General features: G+C 72.3%; 17 protein-coding genes. 12 read left to right on the top strand and 5 right to left on the bottom strand.

The features are described from left to right. Nucleotides 1–94 precede the first annotated feature (94 nt). From ACWGR4_RS25960 to ACWGR4_RS25925, 8 genes are all read left to right on the top strand, one after another. The gene (locus tag ACWGR4_RS25960; RefSeq protein WP_452131503.1) at nt 95–4,387 is read left to right on the top strand and encodes a hypothetical protein; all 4,293 of its coding nucleotides are present in this window, start codon (nt 95–97) and stop codon (nt 4,385–4,387) included. 154 nt (nt 4,388–4,541) lie between these two features. After that, nucleotides 4,542–5,468, top strand: coding sequence for an SDR family oxidoreductase (locus ACWGR4_RS25955; protein WP_380003797.1), 927 nt, complete (start codon nt 4,542–4,544; stop codon nt 5,466–5,468). Between the two features lie 29 nt (nt 5,469–5,497). Then, nucleotides 5,498–6,763 (top strand): CaiB/BaiF CoA transferase family protein, encoded by a 1,266-nt coding sequence (locus ACWGR4_RS25950; RefSeq protein ID WP_452131504.1) that lies wholly within the window; start codon nt 5,498–5,500, stop codon nt 6,761–6,763. A gap of 11 nt (nt 6,764–6,774) precedes the next feature. Beyond that, nucleotides 6,775–8,316: a carboxyl transferase domain-containing protein gene (locus ACWGR4_RS25945; protein WP_380003795.1), complete on the top strand. Its 1,542-nt coding sequence runs from the start codon at nt 6,775–6,777 to the stop codon at nt 8,314–8,316. Nucleotides 8,317–8,534: 218 nt separating this feature from the next. Next, complete coding sequence (locus ACWGR4_RS25940) at nt 8,535–9,563, top strand: carbamate kinase (protein WP_452131505.1); 1,029 nt, start codon at nt 8,535–8,537, stop codon at nt 9,561–9,563. 183 nt (nt 9,564–9,746) lie between these two features. Then, a complete protein-coding gene (locus ACWGR4_RS25935) occupies nt 9,747–10,853 on the top strand; it encodes a barbiturase (protein WP_126637145.1) in 1,107 nt (368 codons plus the stop codon). Nucleotides 10,854–11,077: 224 nt separating this feature from the next. Next, nucleotides 11,078–11,926, top strand: a complete 849-nt coding sequence (locus ACWGR4_RS25930) for an SAM-dependent methyltransferase (protein ID WP_380003793.1) — start codon at nt 11,078–11,080, stop codon at nt 11,924–11,926. Nucleotides 11,927–12,013: 87 nt separating this feature from the next. Next, entirely contained in the window at nt 12,014–12,955 is a 942-nt protein-coding gene (locus ACWGR4_RS25925; protein WP_452131506.1) for a D-2-hydroxyacid dehydrogenase family protein, read from the top strand. Here the strand turns inward: ACWGR4_RS25925 and ACWGR4_RS25920 are convergent. From ACWGR4_RS25920 to ACWGR4_RS25910, 3 genes are all read right to left on the bottom strand, one after another. Further along, the gene (locus ACWGR4_RS25920) at nt 12,945–13,619 is read right to left on the bottom strand and encodes a DUF2867 domain-containing protein (protein WP_452131507.1); all 675 of its coding nucleotides are present in this window, start codon (nt 13,617–13,619) and stop codon (nt 12,945–12,947) included. The two genes, ACWGR4_RS25925 and ACWGR4_RS25920, sit on opposite strands and share 11 nt — an antisense overlap. Before the next feature lie 298 nt (nt 13,620–13,917). Then, nucleotides 13,918–14,364, bottom strand: coding sequence for a hypothetical protein (locus ACWGR4_RS25915; protein ID WP_380003789.1), 447 nt, complete (start codon nt 14,362–14,364; stop codon nt 13,918–13,920). Nucleotides 14,365–14,551: 187 nt separating this feature from the next. Further along, the gene (locus tag ACWGR4_RS25910; RefSeq protein ID WP_380003896.1) at nt 14,552–14,938 is read right to left on the bottom strand and encodes an SPW repeat protein; all 387 of its coding nucleotides are present in this window, start codon (nt 14,936–14,938) and stop codon (nt 14,552–14,554) included. A gap of 256 nt (nt 14,939–15,194) precedes the next feature. On the opposite strand from ACWGR4_RS25910, the gene ACWGR4_RS25905 reads away from it, so the two are divergent. From ACWGR4_RS25905 to ACWGR4_RS25890, 4 genes are all read left to right on the top strand, one after another. Continuing rightward, nucleotides 15,195–15,506, top strand: a complete 312-nt coding sequence (locus tag ACWGR4_RS25905; protein ID WP_380003787.1) for an ArsR/SmtB family transcription factor — start codon at nt 15,195–15,197, stop codon at nt 15,504–15,506. Between the two features lie 116 nt (nt 15,507–15,622). After that, nucleotides 15,623–16,801: an MFS transporter gene (locus ACWGR4_RS25900; RefSeq protein ID WP_452131508.1), complete on the top strand. Its 1,179-nt coding sequence runs from the start codon at nt 15,623–15,625 to the stop codon at nt 16,799–16,801. A 52-nt stretch (nt 16,802–16,853) separates the two neighbouring features. Then, a complete protein-coding gene (locus tag ACWGR4_RS25895) occupies nt 16,854–17,186 on the top strand; it encodes a LuxR family transcriptional regulator (protein ID WP_452131509.1) in 333 nt (110 codons plus the stop codon). Between the two features lie 106 nt (nt 17,187–17,292). Next, nucleotides 17,293–17,901 (top strand): HutD/Ves family protein, encoded by a 609-nt coding sequence (locus tag ACWGR4_RS25890; protein WP_452134245.1) that lies wholly within the window; start codon nt 17,293–17,295, stop codon nt 17,899–17,901. A 28-nt stretch (nt 17,902–17,929) separates the two neighbouring features. On the opposite strand, the gene ACWGR4_RS25885 is transcribed toward ACWGR4_RS25890, so the two are convergent. Both ACWGR4_RS25885 and ACWGR4_RS25880 read right to left on the bottom strand, forming a co-directional pair. Continuing rightward, nucleotides 17,930–19,681, bottom strand: a complete 1,752-nt coding sequence (locus ACWGR4_RS25885; RefSeq protein WP_452132190.1) for a chitinase — start codon at nt 19,679–19,681, stop codon at nt 17,930–17,932. Nucleotides 19,682–20,000: 319 nt separating this feature from the next. After that, complete coding sequence (locus tag ACWGR4_RS25880; RefSeq protein WP_452132189.1) at nt 20,001–20,798, bottom strand: TIGR03084 family metal-binding protein; 798 nt, start codon at nt 20,796–20,798, stop codon at nt 20,001–20,003. Nucleotides 20,799–20,912 lie beyond the last annotated feature (114 nt).

Below are 20,912 nucleotides of genomic sequence, written 5' to 3'. Positions count from 1 at the left end.
CGCCGCCTGGGGTGAAGCGCATGTGATCGGCGCTGTTCCCGGGGTGCGCGCGTGCGTTTCTTGGCATCCTGGCGTCCGAAGAACGGGGGTACCGGTGGGCGCCGAGCGCGCGTTGGTGATCGGGATCGGCCGCTTCGACGCCGACTCCTGCCCGGACGAGACGCCGGTCGGCGCGCCGACGTGGTCCGACCTGCCGTTCGTCGCCGAGGTCGTCCCTCCGGTGGCGGCGGCGCTGGACCGACTGGGGTACACCATCGACGTGCGGATGGACCCCGACTCGGTCGCGCTGCGGTCGGCGGTGGACGGGGCGTTGGGGTCGGCGCGGGTGGTGTACGTCGCCGCGCACGGGAACGCGGACGTGTCCGACCCGTCGCGGGTGGACGTGGTACCGGCGGACGCGCGGGTGGGCCGCGGGACGAACGCCACGCAGTGGGTGAACGACGCGCAACGCCTGGGCACGCCCACGCTGTTCCTGCTCGACCTGTGCCGCTCCGGCCGCGCCGCGACCCTGCCGCACCTGGTCCACCGTGCCGGAACGAACGTGCGGGCGTGGGTGATCGCCGCGTCGACCGGCGACCAGGACGCCTTCGACGGGCTCTTCAGCCGGGTCGTCGCCGAGGTCCTGGACGATCTCGCGCGCACGGGCCTGGACACCGACCCCGCCCGCCCGTATGTGCACTTCTCGGTGGTGGCGCGGCACATCCACGCCCGGATGTCGCAGCGCTCGGCGTTCGCACAGGACGTGTGGAGCACCCCGCTGGACCCCGGACCCGTCGAGCCGGACCTGCCGTTCTTCCCGAACGGCGCGTACAACCCGGCCGCCGCCGCCCGTGGCGGGGTCGCCGATCCCGCGCTGCGCGTGTTCCTGGACCCCGCCGACGCCCGCCACTTCACCGACAAGGCCGGTACGCGCTTAACCGGCCGCCGCACCCATCTGCGCCTGCTGGCACCGTGGTTGGACGACGTGACCACCGGCGGCCTGCGGGTGGTCACGGGCAGCCCCGGCGTGGGCAAATCCGCCCTGCTCGGCGCGCTGGCCTGCGCGGCACACCCCGAACTCGTCGCGGTCGCACCCCAGGTCCGCGAACGCCTCGGCGCGCGCGACACGGCGGGGTGTCCGTCGATCAACGACCGCCTGGCCGCGGTACACGCCCGAGGTCGCTCGTCGAGCGAGGTACTCGCCTCCGTCGCCCGCCAACTCCGCCTGGCCCCCGACACAGACACGGACGCGAACGCGGACACGCCCGTCGACGCCGGCACCCTGGCCGCCCTGCTGCCCGCCACCGGCGACGTGCCCGCGGTCCTCGTGGACGCCCTGGACGAAGCGGCCGACCCGCCGGCGCTCTGCGCGGAACTGGTCCGACTGGCCCGCGCCACCCGCCCCGACGGCACCCGGGCGGCACGCCTATTGGTGGGCACTCGCCCGTGGCGGCCGATGTTCACCGCCCTGCTCGACCCGGCCGAAGCCGCGGGCGGCCTGACCGACCTGGACGACGCCGACCCGGTCGAGGTCCGCGACGACCTCGCCGCCCACCTGAGCGCGCGCCTGGCCGACCTGCCCGCCTACGCCCCTCCCGGCCGCCGCGCCATCCGCGAATCCCTCGCCCGCGGCGCCGCCGAACGCCTCGCCCCGACCGGCGGCCGGCGTCCCGAATGGGGGGCGTTCCTGGTTGCGGGGATCCTCACCCGCCACCTGGAACACCGCCCCGCCCCCGAAACCCCGGACGCCGCCGCCGAGTTGGGCCGCTCCGCGCCCATCACCCTGCCGGACGTCCTGGATCTCGACCTGGCCGCGCGCCCCGACGGCCGAACGATCCGCGCGCTCCTCACCGCCCTCGCCACCGCCCGGGGCGAGGGGATGCCACTCGAAGTCGCCCTCCCCCTCGCCGGCGTCTTCGCCCCCGACCTCACCCCCGAGCAGGCCCGAACCCTCCTACCCGAGGCCCTGTTCTACCTGCGCACCACGCCCGACACCGACGGCACCCTCCTGCACCGCCTCTTCCACCAGGCCCTCGTCGACCATCTCGCGCCCCGCCGGCCCGACACCGCGCACCGGATCCTGGACCATCTCCTGACCACGCACGCCACCCACGCCGACCACCTCCGCGCCTGGGACACCGCCCCGCCCTACCTGCTGCGCCACGCCCCGGCACACGCCGAAGCCGCCGACCGCCTCGACGACGTCCTCACCGACACGGAATACCTCACCCACGCCGACCCGGCCGCCCTCGTGGCCGCGTTCCCCAACGCCCACGGCGACGACGCCGTACTCGCCTCGTCCGTCTACCGAGCCTCCATCGGCACCCACCGCCACACCGACCCACCCACCCGTCGCCGGCTCCTCGCACTGGACGCGACACGCCTCCGCGCTCAGGCCCTCGCAACCGCGTTCACCGACAAAATCGCATCCGATGGATGGACAGCCGTCGCAGCGACGGGAGGACGCCTCGACCCCGCCTGCCGCGACACCCTCACCGGCCACACTGCCTGGGTGCTCGCGGTGGCGTGCACCGTCGTCAATGGGAGGCCCATCGCCGTCACCGGCTCCTTCGACCACACAGTACGGACATGGGACCTGACCTCGGGACACCCGGTTGGTGAACCTCTCACCGGCCACACCGGCCCCGTGTTCGCGGTGGCGTGCACCATGCTGGACGGACGAGCCGTCGCCGTCACGGGCTCCGACGACGACACCGTACGGATCTGGGACCTGACCTCCGGACGCCCACACGGCGAGCCCCTCACCGGCCGAACGTACGGCGTGCGTGCCGTGGCGTGCACCGTCATGGATGGGAGGCCCGTCGCCGTCACCGGCTCCAACGACAACACCGCGCGGATCTGGGACCTGACCTCCGGACGCCCACACGGCGAGCCCCTCACCGGCCACACCGGCCCCGTGACCGCGGTGGCGTGCAGCGTCATCAACGGAAAACCCGTCGCCATCACCGGCTCCGACGACCACACGGCACGGACATGGGACCTGACCTCCGGACACCCGCTCGGCAAACCCCTCACCGGCCACACCGGCCCCGTGACCGCGGTGGCGTGCAGCGTCATCAACGGAAAACCCGTCGCCATCACCGGCTCCGAGGACCACACGGCACGGACATGGGACCTGACCTCGGGACACCCGCTCGGCAAACCCCTCACCGGCCACACCGGCCCCCTACGCGGAGTTGCGTGCACCATGTCGGACGGAAGTCCCGCCGCCGTCACCACCTCCGACGACGAAACCGTGCGGGTATGGGACCTGATCTCGGAACGCCCACACCGCGCACCCTTCACCGGCCACTCCGACTGGGTGCGCGCAGTCGCGTGCACCGTCGTCAACGGCAGCCCCATCGCTGTCACCGGCTCCGACGACCACACCGTACGGACATGGGACCTGACTTCGAGACACCCACACGGCGGGCCCCTCATAGGCCACACCCTCCCGATACGCGCGGTGGCGTGCACCACGTTGGCCGGGAGACCCATTGCTGTCACCGGTTCCGACGATGAAACCGTGCGGGTGTGGGACCTGGCGTCGGCACGCCCGCACGGCGAAGCACTCACGGGGCACTACGACTGGGTGCGCGCAGTCGCATGCACCGTCGTCAACGGCAGCCCCGTCGCCGTCACCGGCTCCGACGACCACACCGTACGGATATGGGACCTGGCCTCGGGGCGCCCGCTCGGCAAACCCCTCACCGGCCACTCCGACTGGGTGCGCGCAGTCGCGTGCACCGTCGTCGACGGGAAATCCGTCGCCGTCACCGGCTCCGAGGACGAGACCGTACGGGTGTGGGACCTGACCTCGGGACGCCCGCACAGCGCGCCGTTCACCGACCATGCCCTCCCGGTACGCGCGGTGGCATGCACCACGTTGGCCGGGAAGCCCGTCGCCGTCACCGGCTCCAACGACTACACCGTACGGACATGGGATCTGCTGTCGGCAAGCGAATTCGGCGCACCTCTCACCGGCCACACCGGCCCCGTACGCGCAATCGCGTGCACCACGTTGAACGGGAAACCCGTCGCCGTCACCGGCTCCGACGACGAGACCGTGCGGGTATGGGACCTGACCTCGGGACAGCCACACCACGCGCCCCTCACCGGCCACACCGGCACGGTGCTCGCGGTGGCATGCACCGTGTCGGACAGGAGACCGATCGTCGCCACGGGCTCCACCGACCGCACCGTGCGGGTATGGGACCTCGGCACCGGATCGTGCGTCGACCGGATACCCCTGCCCGCACCATGCAGAGCTCTCGCCGTCACGGACGGCGGTGACCTGGTCGCCGCCTTCGGCGTGGATATCGCGCTACTGGCACGCACCTCGCGCCGGTCGTCGGCAAGGGCGGTACGCCGCGCCGGCGGCACAGCCGGCGCGCGACGGGATCCGTGACACGGATCATTGCCGGCGTCCACGGCACTCGGGGCCGCCTCCGCCGCTACCGCCCCACACACCCCGGCTTCGGCACTATGTGCCCGATTCAGCGGGGCCGTGTTGGCGAGGGCGCACCGTGAAACCCCGGGCCGGTGCTGCCTAGCGTGGGGGCATGATCGTGATTACCGGGGCCGCGGGGAAGACCGGGCGGGCGTTGACCTGGGCGTTGGCCGAGCGTGGGGTGCGGGTGCGGGCGTTGGTGCGGCGGCCCGAGCAGGTCGCGGTGGCGCTCGCGGCCGGGGCGAGCGAGGCGGTGGTGGGCGACGTCACCGTGCCGGCCGACCTCGCCGAGGCGCTGGCCGGGTGCGAGGCGATCTATCACATCGCGCCGAACGTGCACCCGGACGAACCGGCCATCGGGCGCGCCGTGATCACCGCCGCCGAGCGGGCAGGCGTGAGCCGGTTCGTGTTCCATTCCGTGTTGCGGCCCCAGCTGCGGGCGATGCCGCATCACGAGGCCAAGGCGCGGGTCGAGGAGGCCCTGTTCGAGTCGGGCCTCGCGGTGACCGTGCTGCAGCCCGGGCCGTACCAGCAGAACATCCTGGACGCCCGCGACGCGATCGTGCGGATCGGCGACTACGTGGTGCCCTACCGGGTGGACGCCCCGTTCGCCGCCGTCGACCTGCGCGACGTGGCCCAGGCCGCGGCGGTCGTGTTGTGCGAGGGCGGCCACGAGAACGCGGTGTACGAACTGGCCGGCCCGGAGGCGCTGACGCCCCGGCTGATGGCCTCGCACCTGGCCGCCGTACTCGACCGCCCCGTCACCGCGCGCCGGATCGACCCGCGCGAGTGGTGCGAGAACGCCCGCGCCGGCGGCCTGTCCGGCTACGCCCTGGACACGCTGACCGCGATGTTCGCGTTCTACGACCGGCACGGCCTGACCGGCAATCCGCGCACCCTGGCGATGCTGCTCGGCCGGGCGCCGACCCGCTTCGAAGACTTCGCCCGACGGGTGTTCGCCCCCGACGACGCCCACTACGCCCCAGGCTTCCAACACCAAGTATTGCCAAGCGAGCGCGATTCCTTGGGCAGTAACTGACGGCGAGCAACGCCGCGTCGCCGCCTAACTTGGACGCATTCGACGCCGGACTGCGCACCGCCGCACACATGCAGAAAGGGGTGTTCGACGTGAGCGGACCGCTCTGCGATCTCGTCGTGCTCGACCTCTCCCGCGCCCTCGCCGGCCCGCACGCCGCGATGATGCTCGGCGACATGGGCGCCCGGGTGATCAAGGTGGAGAACCCCGACGGCGGCGACGACACCCGAGGCTGGGGCCCGCCGTTCGTCGGCGCCGAGGACGCCCGCGAGTCGACCTACTTCCTCTCCTGCAACCGCAACAAGGAGTCGATAGTCCTCGACCTGAAGACCGAGGAGGGCCGGGCCACCCTCGCCCGGCTGATCCGGCACAGCGACGTGCTCGTGGAGAACTTTCGCACCGGCGTGCTCGACCGGCTCGGCTTCCCGATGGAGGAGCTGACCAGGCTCAACCCGCGCCTGGTGGTGTTGTCCATCACCGGCTTCGGCCACGACGGTCCGCAGGGCGGCCGGCCCGGCTACGACCAGATCGCCCAGGGCGAGGCGGGCCTGATGAGCCTGACCGGCCCCGGCCCCGACGACCCCACCCGCATCGGCGTACCGATCGGCGACCTGCTGGCCGGGATGTACGGCGCCTACGGCGTGGTCGCCGCGCTGCACGAGCGCGAGCGCACCGGCCTGGGCCGGGTCGTGCGCACCTCGCTGCTGTCCGCGATCGTCGGCGTACACGCCTTCCAGGGCACCAACTACACCGTCGCCGACCAGGTCGGGCGCGCGCAGGGCAACCTGCACCCCTCGCTCCAGCCGTACGGCTCCTACCGCTGCAAGGACGCGATCATCCAGGTCGCGGTGGGCAGCGAGAAGTTGTGGGCCAAGTTCGCCCCGATGGTCGGCCTCGCGGTGGACGACGCCCGGTTCGCGGTCAACGCCGACCGGGTGGTCAACCGGGCCGAACTCGCGGAGGCGATCAACGCCGCGTTCGCCGCGCGCGACGTGGACGACCTGCTGCCCGAGTTGGCCGCCGCCGGCATCCCGGCCGGCGAAGTGCGCACCATCGACCGGGTCTACGACTGGGACCAGACCAAGTCGCAGGGCCTGCTGCTCGACGTCATGCACAGCACCCTCGGCCCGATCACGCTGCCCGGCCCGCCGATCCGCCTCGACGGAGTCGACGGTACGAGCGACGACGGGCGCCGGCGGCACGACGCCCCGCCGACGCTCGGCCAGCACACGGACAGCGTGCAGGCCTGGCTCGACGCCGAGGACGCCCGCGCCCTGCACGCCGCGCGGCGCGCGTGAGGGCCGAACCGGTGGGGGCGGAAGCGGTGCCGGCCGCGCCCGCTCCCGCCGCGCCGCCCCGCCGCCCCCGCGTCGGCGCGCACGACCTCATCCGCCTCGTGCTCGACCCCGACACCTGGACGAGCTGGGACGCCCCGCCGCACCGCCCCGAGCGCCTGGACCCCGGCTACCGCGACGAGTTGCGCGCCGCCGAGGCCAAGAGCGGCGTCGACGAGTCCGTGGTCACCGGCGAGGGCCGGATCCGGGGCCGCCGGGTGGCCGTGGTGGCCTGCGAATTCGGCTTCCTGGCCGGGTCGATCGGAGTCGCCTCGTCCTCGCGCCTGGTCGCCGCGATCGAACGGGCCACCGCCGAGGGCCTGCCCCTGGTCGCCTCGCCGACCTCCGGCGGCACCCGGATGCAGGAGGGCACGGTCGCCTTCCTCCAGATGGTCCGGATCAGCGCCGCCGTCGCCGCGCACAAGAGCGCCGGCCTGCCCTACCTCGTCTACCTGCGCGGCCCGACCACCGGCGGCGTACTCGCCTCCTGGGGCTCGCTCGGCCACGTCACCGCCGCCGAACCCGGCGCGCTGATCGGCTTCCTCGGCCCGCGCGTCTACGAGGCGCTGTACGGCCGGCCGTTCCCCGAGGGTGTCCAGGTCGCGGAGAACCTGTACGCGCACGGCCTGGTCGACGCCGTCGTCGAGCCCGACCGGCTCGGCGACGTGGCCGCCCGGGTCCTGGACATCGTCACCGCGCCGCGCGAGAACCTGCCCGACGTGGCCCCGCTGCCCGTCGAGGACCTGGCCGACGTACCCGCGTGGACCTCGGTCGAACTCTCCCGCCGCCCCGAACGCCCCGGCGCGCGCGCCCTGCTCCGGCACGCGGCGAGTGCCGTGGTGCCCCTGCACGGCACCGGCCAGGGGGAGAGCGACCCCGGCCTGCTGCTCGCGCTGGCCAGGTTCGGCGGCGCGCCCTGCGTCGTGCTCGCCCAGGATCGCGCCCGCCAGTCCAGCCACGGCCCGTTCGGCCCGGCCGGCCTGCGGGTGGCCCGCCGCGGCATGCGCCTGGCCGCCGAACTCGACCTGCCGCTGGTCAGCGTCGTGGACACCGGCGGCGCGGCGCTCAGCCCGGAGGCCGAGGAGGGCGGACTGGCCGGCGAGATCGCCCGCTGCCTGGCCGAACTGGTCACCCTGCCCACGCCGACCCTGTGCCTGCTGCTGGGCCAGGGCGCGGGCGGCGGCGCGCTCGCCCTGCTGCCCGCCGACCGGGTGCTCTGCGCCCAGCACGGCTGGTTGTCCCCGCTTCCGCCCGAGGGCGCCTCGGCGCTGCGCTACCGCACGCCCACCCGCGGCGCCGAGATCGCGGCGGCGCAGGGCATCCGCTCGCTCGACCTGCTGCGCGACGGGGTGGTGGACCGGATCGTCGCGGAACGGCCCGACGCGGCCGACGAGCCGATGGCGTTCCTGGCCCGGCTCGCACAGGTCCTGGAGTACGAACTGGTCGGCCTGCTGCGCCGACCGACCGAGGAACGCCGCGCGGCGCGGCTGGAGCGATACGCCCACCTCGGCTGCTGAAACGGGCGCGCGCCCGGCGTGGACCCCCGAACCCGGGCGCGCGTGCCACTCGGCAATTTCTGCCAGATCGATCGGTGTTTGTAGTCAAATGACTCTCAAGCCATCGACCCGGTTCCCCACCTAGAGTCCCAATTCCCGGACGGACGACGGCCCAACGGGCCGAACCGCGACGGGTGCATCGGGACTCCCGCGTACGACAGGACAGGAGAGTTCGACACATGACAACTCCCCGCACCGCGAACGGCACCCGGAGCACGAACGGCACCGGGAGAGTGCTCATCGCCCTCGGCGGCAACGCCATGACGGGGCCGGACGGGAGCGCCACCCCCGACGCCCAGCGGGCGGCCGTCGCGGTGGCGATGGAGGCGGTGGCCGACCTGATCGTCTCCGGCGTCGACGTCGTGCTCACCCACGGCAACGGCCCCCAGGTGGGCAACCTGCTGGTCAAGAACGAGTTGACCGCGCATGTCGTACCTCCCGTGACCCTGGACTGGTGCGGCGCGCAGACGCAGGGCACCCTCGGCTTCACCGTCGTCTCCGCCCTGGAGGCCGCGCTGCGCCGCCGCGGGCAGCCGGCCCGGGTGGCGGCCGTGGTCACCCGGACCCTGGTGGACGCCGCCGACCCGGCGTTCGAGCACCCGACCAAGCCGGTCGGCCGGCATCTGCCGCAGGCCGAGGCGCAGCGCTTCGTCGCGCTCGGCCAGCACTGGGAGGACCGGGGCGCCAAGGGCTGGCGTCGGGTGGTTCCGTCGCCGGATCCGCTGGAGGTGGTCGACGCGCCGGCCATCCGCACCCTGGTCGCGGCGGGCTTCACCACGGTCGCCGCCGGTGGCGGCGGCATCCCGGTGGTGCGCGACGCGGACGGCGCCGAGCGCGGCGTGGAGGCGGTCCTGGACAAGGACCTCACCGCGGCCCTGCTCGCCGCGTCGGTCGACGCGGACGTGCTGGTGATCGCCACCGACGTACCCAACGCGATGCTCGACTACGGCACCGCGAACCAGCGCGAGCTGGGCCGGGTCACCCCGGAAGAGCTGCGCGAGCACGCCGCGGCGGGGCAGTTCGCGGGGGGCAGCATGGGGCCCAAGGTCGAGGCGGCGGTGCGCTTCGTCGAGGCGGGCGGCCGGCGCTCGGTGATCACGTCCCTGGACCGGATCACCGCCGCGGTCGCCGGCGAGGCGGGCACGGTGGTGGAGGCGAACGCGGCTACGGCGGCGGCACCGGCCGTGGCGACGGCGGACGCCGGGTAGCGTCCCGTCGGCCCGCGCGCCCCGACGCGCGGGCCTGCCACGCGGGCAACGCGTCCGGAGCGGTCAAAGCATCGGGATCGGCCACAACATCCGACGCGGCCGAAGCGGTGCAACCGGCCGCAACGGTCGCAAAATCGGTCAGTATCGGTAATTCAGCGAACTCCAATGAACGAGGTGGAACGAGTGCCCAGGCCGATCGAGGTTCACAAGGTCGCCATCGAGAGCGTCACCGACGCGTCCGGATTGGCCAAGCTGATCGACGACGGCGTGTTCGCCGCGGACGACGTGCTCGCCGTCATCGGCAAGACCGAGGGCAACGGCGGGGTCAACGACTACACCCGCATCCTGGCCGACCGCGCCTTCCGCGAGGTGCTGGTCGCCAAGGGCAAGCGTTCGGTCGAGGAGGCCGGCAAGGTACCGCTGGTCTGGTCCGGCGGCACCGACGGCGTGATCTCCCCCCACGCGACCGTCTTCGCCTACGCGCCGGAGAACCGGTACGAGCCCACCGACGAGCCGCGCGTGTCGGTCGGCGTGGCGATGAGCGAGACGATCCTGCCCGAGGACATCGGCCGGGTGCCGATGGTGGAGAAGGTCGCCGCCGGCGTGCGTGCGGCGATGGCGGTCGCGGGCATCACCGACCCGGCAGACGTGCACTACGTACAGACCAAGACCCCGCTCCTGGTCCTGGACACCATCAACGACGCCAAGTCGCGCGGGTTCGACGTGTGGACCGAGGACACCCTCAAGTCCATGGACGTCTCCAACTCGACCACCGCGCTGGGCATCGCCGTCGCGCTGGGCGAGATCGACCTGCCGACGGCCGAGCAGATCCACCGCGACCTGTCGCTGTACTCGTCGGTGGCGTCCTGCTCCTCCGGCGTGGAACTCGACTGCGCGCAGATCGTGGTGGTCGGCAACGTGCGCGGCGTCGGCGGCCCGTTCCGGGTCGGTCACGGCGTGATGAAGGACGCGCTCGACGCCGACGGCATCTGGTCGGCGATCCGCTCGGCCGGGATCGACCTGCCGGAGCGTCCGCACACCTCCGACCTCGGCGACCGCCTGGTCAACGTGTTCCTCAAGTGCGAGGCCGACCCCAGCGGCAGCGTGCGCGGCCGGCGCAACATCATGCTGGACGACTCGGACGTGCACTGGCACCGGCAGATCAAGGCCACCGTCGGCGGCGTGACCGCGGCCGTCACCGGCGACCCGGCCGTGTTCGTCTCGGTCGCCGCCGTGCACCAGGGCCCCTCGGGCGGTGGGCCGGTCGCGGCCATCGTCCGGATGGACTGACGCACCCGCGCTCCCGGTACCCCACGCCGACGGCCACCGCTCCCCGTTCCGGGTGGTGGCCGTCGGCATGTCCGCCCGGCCCGCGCTGCGCGGTTCCACCCCACCGGCACCAATCCCCGCACGTGTTACGGAAGTTGCCGCTCGGTGGCGGAGGGACTCGGATAGGCTCCGTACGCCCGTAAGACGCCATGGGTGAGCGCGCGAGACATCGACGAGGAGCAGCCGTGGTCGAGCGGGAGCAGGACGAGTGGGGCTTCGACGCCCTGCCGGAGGGGGAGTCGCCCGAGGACTGGGCGCCGACCGGGATCGACGTCACCGTACCCAGCGTCGCGCGGGTCTACGACGCCATTCTGGGTGGCAAGAACAACTTCGCGGTGGACCGCAGGATCGCCGACGAGGCGCTTGCGAACCTGTCCAACGAGGGCGCCTGGCACAACCGGTACATCCTGGCCCGGGGCGTGCGCTATCTGGCGGCCCAGGGCATCGACCAGTTCGTCGACCTGGGTTCGGGCCTGCCGACCGTGCAGAACACGCACGAGGTCGCCCAGGAGGTGAACCCCGACGCCGCCGTCGTCTACGTGGACAACGATCCGATCGTGCTCGCACACGGGCGGGCGCTGCTCGCGGACAACCACCGCACCCGCGTGGTGACCGCCGACCTGCGCGATCCGGCCGACGTGCTGGCCCGCCCGGAATTGCGCGAACTCATCGACTTCACCCGCCCGGTCGGCCTGCTCCTGGTGGCCGTCCTGCACCATCTCGCCGACGACGAGGACCCGGCGGGCGTGGTCCGCGCCTACCGCGACGCACTGCCGCCGGGCAGCTACATCTTCATCACCCACTTCTGCGACTCCACGCCGGAGGGGCGCGCGCTGGAAAAGATCTTCCTGACCCAGTTGGGCAGCGGTCGTTTCCGACCCCTGGAGGAAATCGAGAGCTACTTCGACGGCCTCGAACTCGTGGACCCCGGTGTGGTCCTCCTCCCCCTCTGGCACCCGGACGAGCCGGTCACCCGCCCACTCACCCCCGAAGGCCACCTGTCCGTGGGCGGAATCGGCCGCCTTCCGGGCTGACCCTCGAACCCACGCGGGCCACGCGGGGTGTCCGGTTGGGGCGCGTCGGGGGGTTGGGGGTTGGGGGTGGCATTAGCCTCGGGGGTCATGAAGATCGCCATTATCGACGACTATCAGGACGTGGCTCGGGGGCTGGCCGACTGGGGTTCGCTCGACGCCGAGGTGCACGTGTTCACCGAGCCGTTCGCCGATGCCGACGCGGTGGTCGCCGCGCTCGCCGGGTTCGAGGTGATCGTCGCGATGCGCGAGCGCACCCGGTTTCCGGCGGAGGTGTTGGACCGGTTGACCGGGCTGCGGCTGCTGGTGAGTACCGGGCCGGTGAACGCGGCGATCGACGTGGCGGCGGCGCGCGGGCGTGGTGTGGTGGTCTGCGGGACGGGCTATGTCGCCCATCCGACCGCCGAGCTTACCTGGGCGCTGATTCTGGCCGCCGCCCGCAATCTGCCGGTCGAGGAGCGCTCGATGCGGGCCGGCGGCTGGCAGGTGGGGCTCGGCGTCGGCCTGCGCGGCAAGGTGCTCGGCGTGCTGGGCCTGGGCCGGCTCGGCAGCGAAGTGGCCCGGATCGGCCACGCGTTCGGCATGGAGTGTGTGGCCTGGAGTCCGCACCTGACCCCGGAGCGGGCCGCGGCGCACGGCGTGACGGCGGTGACCGAGGAGACGTTGTTCGCCCGGTCCGACGTGCTGTCCATCCACCTCGTCCTCGGCTCCCGTACCCGGGGCCTGGTCGGCGCCGCCCAACTGGCCCGGATGAAGCCGACCGCGATCCTGGTCAACACCTCGCGCGGCCCCATCGTCGAGGAGTCCGCCCTCTTGGACGTGCTGCGCCGCCGGGCCATCGCCGCCGCGGCGCTGGATGTGTACGATGTCGAACCGCTGCCCGCCGACCACCCGTTGCGCACACTGGACAACGTCGTGCTCACCCCGCACATCGGCTATGTCACGCGCGAGCTGTACCAGACCTTCTACCGCGACGCGGTCGAGGACATCGCCGCCTACCTCACCGGCGACCCGATCCGGGTCATGAGGTGACGGACGCCCCGGGGCGGTCGGCGGGGCCGGCGGGCGTGGCCTGCCCGGGGACTGCGCTCGCCGCGTGCGCCTCGGCGGCGGCGAGCAGTTGCGCACGGTCGAGCCAGATGCGCTCCCACTGGCGGGTCAGCGCCGGGTAGACGATCAGGTGCCGAAACGGTGCGATGCCGGCCATGTACAGTCGGCCGAACCGGCCGTTGGGCTTGACCAGGACCGCCATCCGCAGCTCGTGGCCGCCGTCCCCGGTCGGCACCCAGCCCAGGTGCATGAGGGCGTGCGCGGTCTTGTTCCCCAGCTCGCCGACGAACTCGCGGTCGAGCCCGTACACGGGCGTGAGCGGCATGCCGCCGGAGTCGGCGGGGTCGACGGTGTCGCGGAGTTCGTCCGGCAGGCGATCACGCAGCGACACCACGCGCTCCCCGAGCCCCGCCCCGGGCCGGTCCCAGCCGAGCAGGACGCCGAGCTTCCGGCGTACCGCGAGCAGGAACCGCGTCGGCGCCGCCTGCCGGCCGCCGCTCGCCCGCATCGCCGCGAGCATTACGGGAAAGTCGTCCGGTCCGGCGCCCGGAGTGCGGTAGGACCACACGTCCTCGACTCGGAAGTCGTGGGCGAACTCGTGGAGCCGCCAAGGCTGTTCGACGTAAGCCGTGCGAGGAAGTCTCATGCCCGCTGCCACCTTTCCGGCGTCGGAACGCCCTGCGCCGCCCCCATATACGCCACCGTACACGAGCATACGAGCCACGTATACGGCGGCGTATATGGGGGCGATTCAGGGGCCGCACGACCCGGAAGCGCACGTCGGGCCGGACCAGGGCAAAAATGTGACACGGCAACAATGTGACACGGCAACGCTCAAACAGCCCGAAACAACGCGGATCGCGCGCCGAGAGCGCACTGGATCGCCCGAGCGTGCCGAAGCCGCCCGGGTCACACCGTCGCCGCGTGCGTCGACGCCGTATCCGTTACGGTTCGCGGCGCCGGTCGTCGCTGCCGCGACGCTCCGTGCCGTCCGTTTCGCCCGTGCCGTCGACCCGATCGGCGCCGTGCGCCCGCAGCCACCCGTGCGTACGGGCGCGCCGGCCACGACGTGCCGCGTGGGCGCCCGCCGGGCCGTCCGCGTGCCACCTCAGGTAGGCGAAGGCACCGATCAGAAGCAATGCCGGCACCGACACGGCCACCGCCACCAGGACCACCACGGGCGCACCCGTGAGGATCGCGGCGATCAGCAGTCCGATCGAGGTGCCGGACAGCAGCAGCGCCGTCCACTTCAGGATCGTCGGCCAATGCGGCGTGCCGATGCGCACGCCGATGCCGAATCGACGGTGCCGCGGAGTCGGTACGGAGGGTGGGTCGTCGAACACGCGCAGCAGTTCGACCAACTGCTCGTCGTGCGCCAGGGATTCCTCCATGCGCGCGAGTGTGCGCCGTTCCCGGCCCGAAAGCGAAGGTCCGCTCACCACATCCACCTCCCAGCCGGAGCTGCGAGGCGAGACCTGCCGGCGGGGCACGCCCGGCGATGGCCGCCGGGGCGAACCGTGCGCCGGCCGGACCCACCGGCGGCCCGGTCTCGGACTCGGATCACACAGACGGGATCACTCACAAACGGTGAATCCCGATGACACCCCTGAGCGCGAGAACCAGCGCCATCAGGCACGCCACCGCACCGACGATCACGTTGCTGGTGATGGTCCGCGTGGTGTCGAAGGAACCGCTCACGGCCCAGGGCGCGATAATCGTCCACACACCGATGCCGAACGCGGCCCAGCTCATCGCGTGCGTGCGTTCGTAGGCGGACCCGAAGGCGCCCATCATCAGCAGCGCCAGCGCCACGCCGGTGATCAGGTTGTTCGTGGTCAAAGTCGTGAAGCCGTTGAACCCGACGATCCAGGGGGAGGCCGCCAGGTACACACCGCACAGTACGCCCAACGCTTCCGCGGCCTGCGCCACGGCGCCGGTGGTGGCGCGTTCGGAACGAAGCCGCATGGTGACTATGTCGGGGTGCTGTTCAATCGATGGCACTGTCCCTGTCGGTGTCGATGTCGACGTGGACACGTCCACCACCCTCTTTCCGAGAATCGCAGTCCCTTGGTTGATAGCCCTCCCACCTGCAACTAACCCGCTCAAACCTCAATATTTACCGACATTTCGTTCGACCCGATTGACACGACCACTACATATCGAGAAAACTGGATGCGATACCGCGCCCATCGGCGCCCGCCACCCCGGAAGGCAGCCCGCAGTGGACCCCCTGGCCGTACACAAGGCGCTCGCCAACCCGGCCCGGCTCCGGTTCATGCAGTGGCTGAAGGAACCCGCGAAGTACTTCGACGAGGACTCCTACCGGCAGCAGGGCCTGGGCTTCCACATCGGCGTCTGCGTCGGCGACATCCAGTCCCGCGCCGGCCTGGCCCAGTCGGTGGTGTCCGGCTACCTCCAGACCCTCAAGGACGCGGGCCTGCTCGAATCCGAGCGAATCGGCAAGTGGACGTACTACCGGCGCAACGAACGCACGATCGCCGAGTTCGCGGAACACGTCCGCACCGAACTCTGACCCGGACACTCCGCCCGAACACCCGCCCCGTCGCACGTACACGCACGCCCGTACGCACGGGCAAACGCATCTACATATCTCGATATGTATCACCAGCATCGAACGACAAGGCCACGATGAGAACCACCACCATCACGATCGCAACCCTCGCCCTCGGCGTATTCGGGATCATCACCACCGAGATGGGCATCGTCGGCGTGCTGCCGCAGGTGGCCGACCGGCTGCACGTCGGCACCTCGACCGCCGGCCTCCTCGTCGGCGCGTTCGCCCTGGTGATCGCGGTCTCCGGGCCGTTCATGACGCTGTTCGCGTCGCGGATCGACCGCAGGACCGTGCTGGCCTCGGCGATCCTGGTGTTCGCGATCTCCAACGCCGTGTACGCGCTCACCACCCGGTTCGACGTGATGCTCGCCTTCCGGATCCTGCCCGCCGTAGTCCATCCCGTGTTCTTCTCCGTCGCCCTGACCACCGCGGCCCGCCTGGTCCCGGCGGCGGACGCCACACGGGCCACCACCCGTGTGTTCGCCGGCGTCACCGTCGGCTTCGCCCTCGGCGTGCCGCTGACCTCCTACCTGGCCGAACACCTGTCCCTGGAGGCGGCGTTCTGGTTCGGCGCCGCGATCAACCTGCTCGCCTTCCTGGGCATCCTGCGCTTCCTGCCCACCATGCCGGTCGAGCGTCGGTTGTCGTACGGCGCCCAGGTCGGCGTGCTGCGCAGCGGCCGGATGTGGCTGAGCATCCTGTCGGTGGTCTTCGTCTTCGCAGCGATGTTCTCGGTCTACGGCTACTTCGCCGAGTATCTGGACGAGGTCACCGGCATGGACGGCTCGTGGGTCGGCGCGCTGCTGATGGTGTTCGGCCTCGTGATGATCCTCGGCAACTTCGCCTTCGGCGCGCTGCTGCGGCGCGACGCGACTCGTACCGCGCTAGCCTTTCCCGCCCTGTGCCTGGCCGTGTACGTCCTGCTCTACGCGGTCGGTCCGCACATGGCGCCGATGCTGGTGGCGATACCGATCTGGGGCCTGGTGCACTCCGGCGGGCTGATCGTGAGCCAACACTGGCTCGGGCGCGACGCGCGCGACGCCCCCGAGTTCGGGAACAGCCTGTTCATCTCCTTCTCCAACCTCGGGATCACCGCGGGCACCACGATCGGCGGCTGGCTCCTCTCCGTCACCGATCCCCGGCAACTCGCCTGGCTCGGGGCCGGGTTCGCGCTCGCCGCGCTGGGCTGCACGGTGCTGCGACTGAGCCTGGACCGGGTGCGGCCCGGTGTGGCGGCGCAACTTCCGGTGTGACGCGGGTGCGGTCGTTCGGGGTTTTGTGAGCGCTCGTGTGCACACTGTGGCTATGGAAAAGCTCTCCTTGGAAGCCCAGGTCCGCGAACTGCTCAAGCTGGCCGCCACCGCCTCTACGGGGCGCAGCGCGCACACCGTGTACGGGGGCCACGAACATGTGTTGCGGCAGACGCTGATCGCGCTGAACGCGGGGACCTCACTGTCCGAGCACGAGAATCCCGGCGAGGCGACCCTGCTGGTGTTGCGGGGGCGGGTGCTCCTGATCGACGGCGAGACGTCGTGGGAGGGACGGACGGGCGACTTCCTGGTCGTACCGAGGTCCCGGCACAGCCTGGACGCCCTGGAGGATTCGGCGGTACTGCTCACCGTCGCCAAGCACGGGTGAGCGACGGCGTCGGGATCACGGCGCGCACATGCCCGCAAGGCGGCCGGCATCATGGCGGGCCCGGCCGATCTCCGGCCGTCCCGATCCCGTGGAAGCAGGCCCGTACGTGACGCCGACGCATCTCTTCGACATCGAGACGCTGCCCGTCGGCCCGTGGCGCAACGGGGGCGGCGACACGCGGGAGATCGCGTGCGAGGGGTCGGCGGGTGCGGGCGGCGACTCGGCGGACTTCGGCTGGCGGGCGAGCATCGCGACGATCGCCGCCGACGGGCCGTTCTCGCCGTTCCCGGGCGTCGACCGCACCATCACCCTCCTGGCGGGCGCGGGCGTGCGCCTGATCGCGGACGGCGGCGGTGCGCCCGGGGCCCCGCCGCTCGATCAACGGCTCGACCGCCCCGGCGTGCCGTTCGCCTTCTCCGGCGACCTGAGGCTCCGCGCCCGCCTGCTCGGCGACGGCGGTGCGGTCCGGGTGCTCAACATCATGACCCGGCGCGGCCGATGGACCGCCGACGTGCGGCGCATCGACGCTCCTGTGCCGCTGCCCGCCGGGCACGCCGGTGTGCTGTACCTGCTGTCCGGGCGCGGAACGCACGGCGGCCCCGGCCCGGCGCTGCGACCGGGGCGGGGCCTGTGGTGGACGAGCGGCGCCGCCGACGAGGCGGCGCCGCTCGAACCCGGCTCGGTGGCGCTGTGGGCGGATATCCGCCCGGTGTAGCGCCCCTCGACCGTCACCTGCCCGTCGATCAGGGCATCGTGCGCAGGTGCGCCGAGATGGTGTTGGCCAGCGCGTATCCGGCGGTCGCGTCCCAGTTGACGGACCAGGTCATCGCGCCCCGAATGCCGCGCCAAGTGGTCGCGGGTCGGTAGGTGCCGCAACCGGTGCCCGACTCCAGGCAGTCCAGCGCATTGTTCACCACGCCGGGCGAGACGTATCCGCTGCCCGCCGCGCGTCCGGTGGCCGGTACGCCGAAGGCGACCTGGTCCGGGCGCAGGCCGCCCTGGAGTTGGATGCACGCCTGCGCGGTGAGGAAGTCGACTCCGCCCTGGGCGTACAACTTCTGGTCGCAGCCGAACATGGTGCCGGAGTTGTAGTACTGCATGTGGACGATGGTCAGGATGTCCTTGATGCTCAGGGCGAGTTGGAAGTAGGCGGTTTGGGTGGTCTGCATGTCCAGGGTCTGCGGGGCCATCGTGATGATCAGCGAGGTGCCGACCTGGGCCCGGATGGCGCGCAGCGCGGTGGCCATGTAGGTGGGGCTGACCCCGTTCTCCAGGTCGATGTCCACGCCGTCGAAGCCGTATTCGCGCAGCAGCGCCGTGGCGGTGCTCGCGAACATGTCGGCGGAGGCGTTGTCGCCGACCCAGACCGCGCCCAACTCGCCGCCGACGGACAGGATGACCTTCTGTCCCCGGGCGTGCATCGCGACGATGTCCGCCTTGAGGTCGGCGTTGGTGTAGCCGCCGAGCGCGGTGGACAGGCCCGGATCCACGCCGAACGTGATGGCGCCCCAGCGGCTGCGGTCGGCCTCGGCGAACGCCACCGCGACCAGGTTGTAGGACGTCGGTACGTCCCGCAGGCGCAGGTTCGTGGAGCCGTTGACGAAGTTGTGCCAGTAGCCGGTCATCACCCGTTTGGGCAGTCCGGTCGGGTCCTGGCCGGTGGGGCCGTCCGGCGCGGTGGTGGCGGTGACGGGGGCGGAACGCGCGGACGATCCGGCGCTGTTGGTCGCGGCGACGGAGAAGGTGTAGCTGGTCTGCGGGGTGAGTCCCGGGATCTCGGCGGAGGTTCCGGCGACCGTGGCCACCTTGGTGTCGGCGCGGAAGACGTCGTACGAGGTGGCGCCGGGCACCGCGGTCCAAGACAGCGAGGCGCTGCGCGCGGTGGTGCCGGCGACGGTCAGGCCCGTGGGTACGCCCGGGATCGTGGTGGATCCGCCCGGGCCGACGAGCGAGACGTCGTCGGCGTAGTAGGCGGGCTGCCCGTACCAGCCGTTCAGGTAGATCGTGACGCTGGTGGTGCGCGCGCCGGTGTGGAACGTGGTGGTGAGCTTTTGCCAGGTGGTGGCGGAGGAGGTCCAGGTGGACACGTCGGTGGTGCCGGTGCCGCTCGCGCCGAGGTAGATGTAGGCACCCTGGACCCAGGCGGATTGGGTGTAGTCGGAGTCGGGTTGCACGGCCACGGTCTGGCTGCAGCGGGCGTTGTCGCCGCCGGCCGGGGTGGCCTGGAGAGCGCCGGTTCCGGTGTGTACGGGGGTGGTGGTCGCGCGACCGGTGCCGCCGGAACAGGTCCAGCCGGAGAGGCCGGTCTCGAAGCCGCCGTTCACGACGAGTTCGGCGGTGCCGGCGGCGGGCGCGGACGGAGCGAGGACGAGCAGGCTCGCCGCGGCCGTCGTACAGGCCGCGGCGAGGAGCGCGGCCCAGCGGCGCGGGCCGGGCCGGGCTCGACGCGAAGTCGGGGTATCGGCAAGGGTGTTGGGGGGACGTGGGGGTGCCATGGTGGTGTGCCTCCCGTACCGGCCCGGGCGGTTGTCCGCGGGCGTGGGTGTGCGTGGAGGGTGAACCCGGATCGGCGCCGCATCGCCTGATGGGACGTCAGGCTCCCTCGGTGCGGGACGTGCGCAGGCCGTCCGGGCGCACCCGGAGGTGCCGGGGTGCCTGTGTGCAGGACGAGTTGACCGCCGCGACGGCGGAACTGTCAATAGGTCTGGACCAATTCGGGCCGGGCGGAAGGCGGTTGGGCGGTTGGACGCGGGGGCCGAAGGCGCGGGCGTGCGCGGCCTCGATCACCGGGGGCAGGTCGCGGACCGGACCGGATCAGTCGAATCGGCCGGGCGCACGGCCCGCTCCGGGCGGGCCGGCGTAGGACTGGGTGATGGTCAACCAGCGGATCGCCTCGGCGCCCTCGGCGCGCACCGCGAGGTCGGTCGGGTGCCGGCGGCGGGTGACCAGGAGGCAGAAGTCGAGCATGGGGCCGGTCACCCGCTCCGTGGCGTCCTCCGGGCCGTGGGTCCAGGTGCCGCCCGGCTCGTCCGGGTCGATCAGTTCCACCCGGAACTCCCGCTCGGGTGGCCGCAGTCCGTGCACGCTGTAGGAGTAGTCCCGGGCCCGGACGCCGAGTCGGGCGATGTGCCGGAGTCCGGCGGTGGGGGTACGGAGCGCGCCCAGCGTGTCGGCGATGTCCTGGGTGTGCGCCCAGGTCTCCATGATCCGGGCACCGGCCATCGACGCGGCGCTCATCGGCGGTCCGTACCACGGCAGTCGGGCCCCGGCCGGCAGCGCCGCCAGTAGTTCCGGGACCGCGTGCCGGCCGTCCCGCCAGCGGGCCAGGATGTCCTTCGGCGGTGCCGTCGCGCCGGCTTCCGCGCCTCGATCGACGAAACCGTCGGGGTCGGCGGCGGCCACCGCGACCGCGCCCGCGAAGGCGGTGGGATCGGTCGCGGCGAGCCGGACCTGATCGTCGGTCCAGGCCAGATGGGCGATCTGGTGCGCGATGGTCCACCCGGGCGCGGGCGTCGGCAGCGCCCACTCGGCCGCCGACAACGAGGCGACGAGCCGGTCCGACTCGGCGCCCTCCGCGCGGAGATCGTCCAGCATGGCCGCGAGATCCACCATCGATGCCGTCCTCTCGTCGCCCGCAGCGTCGCACCGCGGCGAGGTCGCGGGCAAGCACCGGGATCGGCTCACGGGGGCGGGGCTGCCCGGTGGCCCTGCCGGTGGCGGTCGCGC

The organism is Embleya sp. NPDC055664, assembly GCF_053618075.1.
The sequence above is the reverse complement of the archived record's forward strand: the minus strand, read 5'-3'. Positions and strand labels throughout refer to the sequence as shown.

Bases quoted from the DNA above. Each gene is read 5' to 3' on its own strand.
- ACWGR4_RS25955 (WP_380003797.1), top strand. From the start codon at position 4,542: ATGATCGTGATTACCGGGGCCGCGGGGAAGACCGGGCGGGCGTTGACC.
- ACWGR4_RS25940 (WP_452131505.1), top strand. From the start codon at position 8,535: ATGACAACTCCCCGCACCGCGAACGGCACCCGGAGCACGAACGGCACC.
- ACWGR4_RS25925 (WP_452131506.1), top strand. From the start codon at position 12,014: ATGAAGATCGCCATTATCGACGACTATCAGGACGTGGCTCGGGGGCTG.
- ACWGR4_RS25920 (WP_452131507.1), bottom strand. From the start codon at position 13,619: ATGAGACTTCCTCGCACGGCTTACGTCGAACAGCCTTGGCGGCTCCAC.
- ACWGR4_RS25915 (WP_380003789.1), bottom strand. From the start codon at position 14,364: ATGGAGGAATCCCTGGCGCACGACGAGCAGTTGGTCGAACTGCTGCGC.
- ACWGR4_RS25910 (WP_380003896.1), bottom strand. From the start codon at position 14,938: ATGCGGCTTCGTTCCGAACGCGCCACCACCGGCGCCGTGGCGCAGGCC.
- ACWGR4_RS25900 (WP_452131508.1), top strand. From the start codon at position 15,623: ATGAGAACCACCACCATCACGATCGCAACCCTCGCCCTCGGCGTATTC.
- ACWGR4_RS25895 (WP_452131509.1), top strand. From the start codon at position 16,854: ATGGAAAAGCTCTCCTTGGAAGCCCAGGTCCGCGAACTGCTCAAGCTG.
- ACWGR4_RS25885 (WP_452132190.1), bottom strand. From the start codon at position 19,681: ATGGCACCCCCACGTCCCCCCAACACCCTTGCCGATACCCCGACTTCG.
- ACWGR4_RS25880 (WP_452132189.1), bottom strand. From the start codon at position 20,798: ATGGTGGATCTCGCGGCCATGCTGGACGATCTCCGCGCGGAGGGCGCC.